This window comes from Methanococcoides methylutens (assembly GCF_000765475.1).
GTDB classification, from domain to species: domain Archaea; phylum Halobacteriota; class Methanosarcinia; order Methanosarcinales; family Methanosarcinaceae; genus Methanococcoides; species Methanococcoides methylutens.
In genome coordinates this window covers 1-2,765 of the sequence record NZ_JRHO01000007.1, presented here as the reverse complement: position 1 = coordinate 2,765, position 2,765 = coordinate 1, and the positions used below count along the sequence as shown (strand labels likewise).

At 38.4% G+C, this 2,765-nt stretch carries 4 protein-coding genes; all 4 read left to right on the top strand.

The features are described from left to right. Positions 1–164 (top strand): methylenetetrahydrofolate reductase C-terminal domain-containing protein (locus LI82_RS12670; protein ID WP_048193354.1); only part of this gene is annotated, 164 nt, incomplete at its 5' end. Positions 165–503: 339 nt separating this feature from the next. Further along, positions 504–1,505: a C39 family peptidase gene (locus tag LI82_RS02285; protein WP_048193353.1), complete on the top strand. Its 1,002-nt coding sequence runs from the start codon at positions 504–506 to the stop codon at positions 1,503–1,505. Between the two features lie 79 nt (positions 1,506–1,584). Next, the gene (locus LI82_RS02280) at positions 1,585–2,007 is read left to right on the top strand and encodes a hypothetical protein (RefSeq protein ID WP_048193352.1); all 423 of its coding nucleotides are present in this window, start codon (positions 1,585–1,587) and stop codon (positions 2,005–2,007) included. A 457-nt stretch (positions 2,008–2,464) separates the two neighbouring features. Then, on the top strand, positions 2,465–2,689 hold the full coding sequence (locus LI82_RS02275) for a hypothetical protein (RefSeq protein WP_052402665.1): 225 nt from the start codon (positions 2,465–2,467) through the stop codon (positions 2,687–2,689). Positions 2,690–2,765 lie beyond the last annotated feature (76 nt).

The window sequence follows — 2,765 nt, the reverse complement described above, 5'->3', positions numbered from 1 at the left end:
AGGAACTTCTCAACGGTCCCTGCGGTGGTTCCATGGATGGCAAGTGTGAGGTGGATCCCGAGAAGGATTGTGCCTGGGAGCTGATCTACGAGCGCCTTGAGAGGATCGGTCGTCTGGATCTGCTGGACGAGGTCCGGGATGCGAAGGATCGGCTGGTTAAGTGAGTATTTTATTTTACCTTCTGTAATTAAGGATCCTTTTTGTTGGTCGGTTTCAAAGTTGGATGTAGGGGAGTTGCTTGATCTCTGCCATGTGTTTCATCTAAAAACAGGATGTTCTTGTGTATTCAACTGCTCTCTTTCAGTTGGATGATGTGGACAGATTATATTTATAATGTGACTTGGTTAGAACATAATGCAACATCGTAATGATGTTAGTGGGGGTTCAGCCAGTCTTGACGTAATAACTGAAACCCCGTGCCCGGAGGCAAGGTTATGCTTTGTTGTTTGTACTATATAAGCGTAGCTTTGCCTCTGGAGTAGATGAATCAAAGGAGAATATGCATGAAAGCAAAAGAAATGAGAATTGCAACGTTAACGCTAATTGCAATGTTTGTTGTAATCATGGCAGTTGTACCGGTTGCCATGGGACAGGAAAATGACTTTAGTACAGAAAAAGAATATGGTGAGCTGTTCCTTAAAAATATGGACGAGTCAAAAAAGTTGATTAACCCTATCTCCTTGAATAACATGAATGGTGATTTAGAAGCAGTGTCATTTTCCCTAATGAATGGCGGCTACATTATCATCAATGTAAATGATCTTTCAGTACCTGAATTTTCATTAGAAAGAAATACACCGTTTAATGACAGAAATAAAAAGTATGTCTATAATGGCCCCCTTGCCTATATGGAAGATAAACAGGGAACATTATTCCGGATGGGAATGGGAAATACCGCAGATGAAGCAGTAACACCTGAATATGTTTACGCAATTGCAAGTGCGGATAAAGATAAGAAACTTGCTGATCTGAAAACCTCAAGCATTGGGGCAAGTGTACGATCTATCGGAAGTGGATCATTGGACTATTCATTGAAAACGTGGGAAGATGGCAACATATTCTGTGGACCTATCGCTGCTGGTATAACGCTAATATATTTCGATGACCATCATGACGATGACTTTGTTGACTCAAGCAACGAAAATCAAGATGATTTATTGAACCTCATAATTAATGGTGGCTATATTCCAAACCAAGGTACGGGTACCTCAACAGTTATGAATGGACTGAATGATTACTTAGAAGATCGGAATCTAGCTAATTATTACAGCGCAGAGTCTCAATACTCTTTTAGTTTTAGTGAGCTAAAGTCTCTTATCAATTCAGATAAACCTGTAATTGTTGATACAGACAATCATCCAACATATGGAGAACACTGGATAATAGCACATGGGTACGTTGAACTTATCAATGAAAAATATATAGTAGTTAATAATGGATGGGGCAGAAATGACGTCTATGTGTATGTGGATGGTTATATTGACGACATGGTGTATATTGTTTAATATAATTATTAGAGAATCTGTTGTGAAACAGGTTCTCTAACTGTTTATTTTTTATGGAAAGGCACATGGGGCGATAGAATTGGTTAAAATAATACATGTGGTAATTTTATTCATTGTCATAATCGGTTTAGTAGGTTTCACGGAATTTACCAAGGATGACTCTGAAAAAGGCATAAGATCAGAAATACTGAACGTTAGCTATGCAGATGTCACTAAAATATCGATCATAAACGGATTAAGCGGGGATTCGATTGAATTAAAAAATGGAAATGAAATAACCAACCTGATAAATTGTATTTCCGGTTTTCCATTCACAGAAATGGGGGAGCAAGAAGATCTTAATGGATATTTGTATGCAATCGATTTTTATGATGAGAGACACCGAATATCAACAATTACTATTGTAGGTGATGATATTGTTCAAATTAACGGAGTGTACTACAATTCCAATACTGCACAAATTGAGAGATGCGTGACGGATGTACTTGAAAGTGGAAAATAAAACACTTTCTTTCGTTTTGTTATATTTCAGGGGTTTCATATTAATTATAGAATAAATGGCTCTGTAGAAAACCTACTAAAATCGCCATCTATAGATTGAAACTGGTAGGTATGTTCAGTAATGGAAAGTACTTTTTGAATTATTATATATCTTTATTTATGCCTGGATATTGAGGATTTCTACAGAGTCGAATAAATAGTTTCTCATTAACATCGTGTGGGTAATTTTAACGTCTTGCAAGCAACTATTCACAATTGTAGTTCATCCCCCTGCCCAATCCTTTAAATTGTGATCTGGTATTTTTGCTCATTCGATTGCGATTTGCATTAGTTCTTTGAATTCCATGACGCTTGAAAGGTAGACGTAAAATCACAAAATATTATTTATCTAGATTTGCTTGTTTTCTGTTTTTTCTACACGGAAAAGTTTTAGCTCAAAAGAACATCTGTGATATAGAATGATAATCTCATCTTCCAAACCCTTTAGCGAGATCCTTGATATGCTGGCGGACAAGGAGTCCGTCTTTATCGTAGGCTGCAGCGTATGCGCTGCCAAGCAGCATGTGGGAGGAGAGCCTGAGGTCGAGGTGATGAAATCCAACCTTAAAGATGCCGGGATAAACGTGATTGGCGGAGTTGTTGCAAAGGCAGCATGCAGTGTTCGCTCATGCGAAGCCCTTTAGGAACTTGCACCTGAGATAAAGGATGCCGATGCAGTGCTTGTCATGGCATGCGGAAGCGGTACTTCCAACATCGCAC

Coding starts and splice junctions, on each gene's coding strand:
- LI82_RS02285 (WP_048193353.1), top strand. CDS start 504: ATGAAAGCAAAAGAAATGAGAATTGCAACGTTAACGCTAATTGCAATG.
- LI82_RS02275 (WP_052402665.1), top strand. CDS start 2,465: ATGATAATCTCATCTTCCAAACCCTTTAGCGAGATCCTTGATATGCTG.